The sequence below is a fragment of the Pseudomonas sp. GW821-FHT04D07 genome (assembly GCF_059420225.1).
Genome location: NZ_JBWKTH010000001.1, coordinates 222,507 through 229,325, shown reverse-complemented (window position 1 = coordinate 229,325; position 6,819 = coordinate 222,507). Strand labels below are relative to the sequence as shown.

Below are 6,819 nucleotides of genomic sequence, written 5' to 3'. Positions count from 1 at the left end.
ATGGAGCAGTCTGGTAGCTCGTCGGGCTCATAACCCGAAGGTCGTCGGTTCAAATCCGGCTCCCGCAACCAAACATCAAAAAAGGCTACTCGAAAGAGTGGCCTTTTTTGTGCTTGTGGGAACTGGCTTGCCAGCGATAGCGTTCTTGCCAGCGATAGCGTTCTTGCGGGCGCTATCGCTGGCAAGCCAGACGCCTACAAAGAGCGCACGATCGTCACCCCTCCTTCTCACAAAAAACCTTGATTGTCGGACACTTACTGAAAGCGACCGGCCAAATCAGGGCTTTTCGCATTATTTTGACCAAACGGGCCATTAACGGTTGACACCCCGCCGTTCGGCTGTAGAATGCCGCCACACAGACGCGGGATGGAGCAGTCTGGTAGCTCGTCGGGCTCATAACCCGAAGGTCGTCGGTTCAAATCCGGCTCCCGCAACCAAACATCAGAAAAGGCTGCTCGAAAGAGTGGCCTTTTTTGTATCCGCCGAAAAAACTTTCATCCAATCAGTGCTGCAAGGATCGAACCCTCGACGGATACCGCAGTCAATGGCTGCACAGGCTAAGCTGAATCCGCAACAAACTTCCTCTACAACAGCCCGGGGCGTGGGTCGCCGTACAACGGCCAGACACGTTAATATTTGCACTTATTTTGTCCATAGGGATTGGTAACTTGGCTGGATACCCCCATCCTGTCGCGCACAATCCTAGAGGTGATTGATGCGCGCCAACTCGTCCGAACCACACGAAACTGTTACAGCGACACACCCGATCACCGCCACCCGTCTCCGTTGGCTGGATCTGTTGAGCAAGTACCGGCAGTCCGTCGGCTTGGCCGTCACCCTGTTTCTGTTCGCCATCGCCCTGATCGCCTGTCGTCACCTGTTGATCGAACTCGATCTGGACGCCTTGCACGATTCGATTCTCAGCGTGCCCAAGCCAGCCTTGGGCGGTGCGCTGGCCGCGACCGCCATCGGCTTCATTATTCTGCTGGGCTATGAGTGGTCCGCCAGTCGCTACGCCGACGTGAAACTGCCGGGGCGCACCCTGGCGCTCGGCGGCTTCACCGCCTTCGCCATCGGCAATGCCATCGGCCTGTCGTTGCTGTCCGGCGGCTCGGTGCGCTATCGACTCTATGCCCGCCACGGCCTGGGCGCCTCCGAAGTCGCGCGGATGACCCTGTTCGCCAGCCTGTCGCTGGGTTGCGCGCTGCCACCCTTGGCCGCCCTGGCGACCCTGAGCAACCTGCCCGCGGCATCCGAAGCCCTGCACCTGCCCACCTACCTGCTCGGCGGCATCGCCGTGCTCGTGCTGGCCCTCGCGGCACTGCTGGCGGCCGGCATCTATCGCCGGCGCCTGCCGGAACAACCGATCAAGGAAAACCTGCTGGTCAAGGTGGGACGTCGCACCCTGCGCCTGCCCAGTGCGCGCCTGACCCTGCTGCAACTGCTGATCACCGCCCTGGACGTGGCCGCCGCCGCGACCGTGCTCTATCTGCTGTTGCCCGAGGCACCACCGTTCGGCGCATTCCTGCTGGTGTATCTGCTGGCCCTGGCCGCCGGCGTACTCAGCCATGTGCCTGGCGGCGTCGGCGTGTTCGAAGCCATCCTGCTGGCGGCCTTTGCCAATCAGCTGGGCGCCGCACCGTTGGCCGCCGCGCTACTGCTCTATCGCCTGATCTATGTGCTGTTGCCGTTGCTGCTGGCCTGCCTGGCCCTGCTGAGTACCGAAGCCCAGCGCCTGATGACCACCCGGCAAAGCATGCGGGTCGCTTCCGGCTTCGCCGCGCCGATCCTCGCCGTGTTGGTGTTCCTCTCCGGCGTGGTCCTGCTGTTCTCCGGCGCCACCCCGGAAATCGACACGCGCTTGGAAGGCATCGACTTCCTGGTCCCGGATCGCCTGATCGACGCCTCGCACTTCGGTGCCAGCCTGGTGGGCGTGCTGTGCCTGCTGCTGGCCCAGGGCCTGCGTCGCCGCCTGTCCGCCGCCTGGATGCTGACCATGACCTTGCTGCTGGTGGGCGCCCTGCTCTCCCTGCTCAAGGGCTTCGACTGGGAAGAAGCCTGCATGCTGACGGCCACCGCCTGTCTGCTGGGGATTTTCCGCCGCTCCTTCTATCGACCCAGCCGCCTCACCGAACTGCCGTTCTCGCCGCTGTACCTGGTGGCCAGCCTCTGCGTGCTCGGTGCCTCGGTCTGGCTGCTGCTGTTCGCTTACCAGGACGTCCCCTACAGCCACGAGCTGTGGTGGCAGTTCGCACTGGATGGCGACGCACCCCGCGGCCTGCGTTCGCTGCTGGGGGCTGCCGTGGTCCTGGTCGCCGTTTCGCTGACCTGGCTGCTGCGCACCGCACGTCCAGTGATTCACCAGCCCACGCCGGATGAAATGGAGCGGGCGGTCAAGGTGCTGATGGCCTCGGACCAGCCTGACGGCGGCCTGGCCCTGACCGGCGACAAGGCCTTCCTGTTTCACCCCACCGACACTGCGTTCCTCATGTACGCCCGCCGTGGCCGCAGCCTGGTGGCGCTGTACGATCCGATCGGGCCGGCGCGCCAGCGTGCCGAACTGATCTGGCAATTCCGCGATCTCTGCGACACCCACCATGCTCGTCCGGTGTTCTATCAGGTGCGCGCGGAGAACCTGCCGTACTACATGGACATCGGCCTGACCGCCATCAAGCTCGGCGAAGAAGCGCGAGTCGACCTGCAGCGCTTTGACCTTGAATCCAAGGGCAAGGAGATGAAAGACCTGCGCTACACCTGGAACCGTGGCGGCCGTGACGGCCTGTCGTTGGAAATCTACGAACCGGGACAGGCCCCGCTGGATGAACTCAAGGTCATCTCCGATGCCTGGCTCACCGGCAAGAACGTGCGCGAGAAAGGTTTCTCCCTGGGCCGCTTCAGCCCCGAGTACATCAACCACTTCCGTGTTGCAATCGTGCATTTCGAGGGGCGCCCGGTGGCGTTCGCCAACTTGCTCGAGACCCACGGCCATGAACTGGCCAGCCTCGACCTGATGCGCTCGCACCCCGACGCCCCCAAGCTGACCATGGAGTTCTTGATGGTTGGCCTGATTCAGCATTATAAGGCTCACGGATACGCACGCTTCAGCCTCGGGATGGTGCCGTTGTCGGGCCTGCAACCGCGGCGCGGCGCACCACTGACCCAGCGCCTGGGCTCGATGGTGTTCCAGCGCGGCGAGCAGCTCTACAACTTCCAGGGCCTGCGTCGCTTCAAGGACAAGTTCCAGCCTGACTGGGAACCTCGTTACATGGCCGTGCCAGCCGGACTTGATCCGTTGGTCGCATTGGCCGATACCGCCGCCCTGATTGCGGGCGGCCTGACTGGATTGGTGAAACGCTGATGATTCAACGCTCCTGGCGGTTTTTACTGGTAATCGTGCTGCTCCTGGCCGCACTCGCGGGAGGTGGCTACTGGTTCTGGAACCGCCCCCCGCCGGAATCCACCCTTGAGCACCTGAGCCAGGCCGACGGTTCGACCCTGACTCGCCTGACCCCTGGCACTACGCCCAAGGCCCAGGTGGTCGTGGCGACCCTCGCCGAAGACGCCCTGAGCGACGCGCAATTGTCCGCCCTGAGTCGTAGTGGCGCGGCGTTGATCGTCCAGGTGATCCTGCCCAAGGACAACTGCACGCTGCAACAAAAGGCCCTGGACGGCGCCCTGCAACAATTGAAGGGCCCGGCGACCTTGGTCAGCGGCGTCGGCCCGGGCGCGTCCCTGGCCTGGAACTGGCTGGCGTCCCAGACCAGCGAGAAGGCCCAGGCCATCTCGGTGGGGTTCGTCCTCGATCAACCGGATTGCACCCTCCCGGTACCGAAGAGCGCCGCCCATGGCCACTGGCTGGTAGCCTGGAACGACGGCCCGGATGATCCGAGCGCGGCGTTCGTGCGCGACCAGCCGAATGCCGAAACCAGCATCAGCGACTACGACATCCACCTGCCCCAGGTGCTGAACAACGAACTGCGCAAGATGCTGGTGGGTACGGACAACGGCGGCCTGGCCATTCCCGTGGTGGAAGTCCCGGCGGAGAAAGCCAGCGACACCGTGACCCTGTTCCTCTCCGGCGACGGTGGCTGGCGCGACCTGGACCGCGACGCGGCGGGCTATATGGCGAAGATGGGCTACTCGGTAGTGGGCATCGATACCCTGCGCTACTACTGGCAGCACAAGAGCCCGGAACAGACAGCCGCCGACCTGACCGAACTGATGCAGCACTATCGGCAGAAATGGGGCGCCAAGCGTTTCGTCCTGGCCGGTTACTCCTTCGGTGCCGACGTCCTGCCGGCGATCTACAACCGCCTGCCGGAAAACGAGCAGCAGCGGGTCGATGCGATCATCCTGCTGGCTTTCGCCCGTAGCGGCAGCTTCGAGATCCACGTTGACGGCTGGCTGGGCAAGGCCGGCATGGAACTCGATACCGGTCCGGACATGGCCAAGCTGCCGGCAGTCAAGGTGTTGTGTATTTATGGCCAGGACGAAGTGAAGGAGAGTGGCTGCACCACCGAGACCGCGGTGGGAGAGCCCGTCAAATTGCCAGGGGGTCATCACTTCGACGAGAACTACCCGGCGTTGGCCAAGCGGTTGGTGGATGCTATCCAGAAGCGTCAGGCTAAAAGCGAGTAATGCGAGCCCTGTAGGAGCCAGCTTGCTGGCGATAGCGGCCTGACAGTCAACCCCTCTGTCACCTGATAAACCGCCTCGCCAGGCGCCTACAGAAGCAAGCACAGCCCTCCTACAGCGCCCAACAGATCGCATCACTGGCCAGCCAGCTCCCACAGAGTCAGCGTAAGCCGCCCAAAGAAAAAGCCCCCGCTGCCGCAAGGCAACGGGGGCTTTTTCATACCCGGGACAATCAGATCTCGACCTGCGTCCCCAGTTCGATCACCCGGTTCACCGGCAGCTTGAAGAAGCGCAGGTTACCGTTGGCATTCTTCAGCATAAAGGCGAACAGGCTCTCCCTCCAGCGCGCCATGCCGACGATCTTCGACGCGATCACCGTCTCGCGACTGAGGAAATAGGTGGTGCGCATCGGGCTGAAATCCAGCTCATCCAGATGGCACAGCTTCAGCGCCTGCGGCACATCCGGCTCATCGATAAAGCCGAAGTGCAGGATGACCCGGAAGAACCCCTCACCATAGGAATCGACCTCAAACCGCCGCTGTGCCGGTACCCGTGGAATATCTTCATAGACCACCGTCAGCAACACCACCTGCTCATGCAGCACCTGGTTGTGCAGCAAATTGTGCAACAACGCATGGGGTACCGCATCCGGCCGCGCGGTGAGGAACACCGCCGTACCCTGGACCCGATGGGGCGGCTGCACCCGAATGCTACCGATAAAGATCGGCAACGGCAGGCCACCTTCATCGAGGCGATCCATCAGCAGCTCCTTGCCGCGTTTCCAGGTGGTCATGAGGATAAACAGCACGATCCCCGCCAACACCGGAAAGGCACCGCCCTGGACGATCTTGGGCACGTTGGCGGCGAAGAACAACCCGTCCACCAGCAGGAAGCCCACCAGGATCGGCACGGTCAGGATCGGCGACCATTTCCACAACAGCAACATCACCGCCGCCACCAGGATACTGGTGATCAGCATGGTCCCGGTCACCGCCACACCATAAGCCGAGGCCAGGGCGTTGGACGAGCCAAACCCGATGACCAGCAGGATCACGCCGATCATCAGGGTCCAGTTCACCGCACCGATGTAGATCTGCCCCTGCTCGGCACTCGAGGTGTGCTGGATATACATGCGCGGGATGTAGCCCAACTGGATCGCCTGGCGGGTCAGGGAGAACGCCCCGGAGATCACCGCCTGGGAAGCGATCACCGTCGCCAGGGTCGACAGCACCACCAGCGGTACCAAGGCCCAGGCTGGCGCCAGCAGATAGAAGGGGTTGCGTGCCGCGTCCGGGGTTTCCAGCAGCAAGGCACCCTGGCCGAAGTAGTTCAGCACCAGCGCCGGCAGCACCAGGGCGAACCAGGCGCGGGCAATCGGCTTACGCCCGAAGTGGCCCATGTCGGCATACAAGGCTTCGGCACCGGTCAGCGCCAGCACCACCGCCCCCAGAATCGTCACGCCCATGCCCGGGTGAACGACAAAGAAGTGCACGCCCCACATCGGGTTCAACGCGCTCAGCACTTCAGGGTGCAGGGAAATGCCATAGGCCCCCATGATCCCCAAGATCACGAACCACGCGACCATCACCGGCCCGAACAACTTGCCGATACTCGCGGTGCCATGTCTCTGGATCAGGAACAACCCCACCAGCACCACCAGCGACAGCGGCACCACCCAATGCTCCAGCCCGTCGAAGGCGATTTCCAGACCCTCGACCGCCGACAGCACCGAAATGGCCGGGGTGATCATGCTGTCACCATAGAACAGTGCCGCGCCGATCAACCCGAGCACCACCAGCGTCGACTGCAATTTCGGGTAGGACGCCGATGCCCGCCGCGCCAACGCAGTCAGGGCCATGATCCCGCCCTCACCCTGGTTGTCGGCACGCAGGATAAACAACACGTACTTGATCGAAACCACCCAGATCAGCGACCAGAAGATCAGTGCCAGAATCCCGAAGACACCGTCATGGTCGACCTGCACCCCGTAACCGCCAGTGAACACCTCCTTGAGGGTATATAACGGGCTGGTGCCGATGTCGCCGTACACCACCCCTACCGCCGCTACCAGCATGCCCAACGGCTTTGCCGTCGAGTGCCCGACCTGCCCCTCACTCACTGCCTGACCACCCATCAACTACTCCTACACCCCGGACTAAGGCTTCTTTCAAGAAGCACTATGCT

Annotated in this window: 3 protein-coding genes and 1 tRNA gene; 3 read left to right on the top strand and 1 reads right to left on the bottom strand. The window is 62.8% G+C overall.

All coding sequences use genetic code 11. The annotated features are described in order from the left end of the window. Window positions 1–360: 360 nt before the first annotated feature. From AC07T0_RS01000 to AC07T0_RS00990, 3 genes are all read left to right on the top strand, one after another. A tRNA-Met gene (locus tag AC07T0_RS01000) sits at window positions 361–437 on the top strand. 278 nt (window positions 438–715) lie between these two features. After that, complete coding sequence (gene mprF, locus AC07T0_RS00995; RefSeq protein ID WP_494999440.1) at window positions 716–3,358, top strand: bifunctional lysylphosphatidylglycerol flippase/synthetase MprF; 2,643 nt, start codon at window positions 716–718, stop codon at window positions 3,356–3,358. Next, the gene (locus tag AC07T0_RS00990) at window positions 3,358–4,638 is read left to right on the top strand and encodes a virulence factor family protein (protein ID WP_494999439.1); all 1,281 of its coding nucleotides are present in this window, start codon (window positions 3,358–3,360) and stop codon (window positions 4,636–4,638) included. Before mprF ends, AC07T0_RS00990 begins: the two co-directional genes overlap by 1 nt. A 229-nt stretch (window positions 4,639–4,867) precedes the next feature. Here the strand turns inward: AC07T0_RS00990 and AC07T0_RS00985 are convergent, their stop codons facing one another. Beyond that, on the bottom strand, window positions 4,868–6,769 hold the full coding sequence (locus AC07T0_RS00985) for a potassium transporter Kup (protein ID WP_494999438.1): 1,902 nt from the start codon (window positions 6,767–6,769) through the stop codon (window positions 4,868–4,870). Window positions 6,770–6,819 lie beyond the last annotated feature (50 nt).

Excerpts from the sequence above, each read along its gene's own strand:
- mprF (WP_494999440.1), top strand. The coding sequence starts at position 716 with ATGCGCGCCAACTCGTCCGAACCACACGAAACTGTTACAGCGACACAC.
- AC07T0_RS00990 (WP_494999439.1), top strand. The coding sequence starts at position 3,358 with ATGATTCAACGCTCCTGGCGGTTTTTACTGGTAATCGTGCTGCTCCTG.
- AC07T0_RS00985 (WP_494999438.1), bottom strand. The coding sequence starts at position 6,769 with ATGGGTGGTCAGGCAGTGAGTGAGGGGCAGGTCGGGCACTCGACGGCA.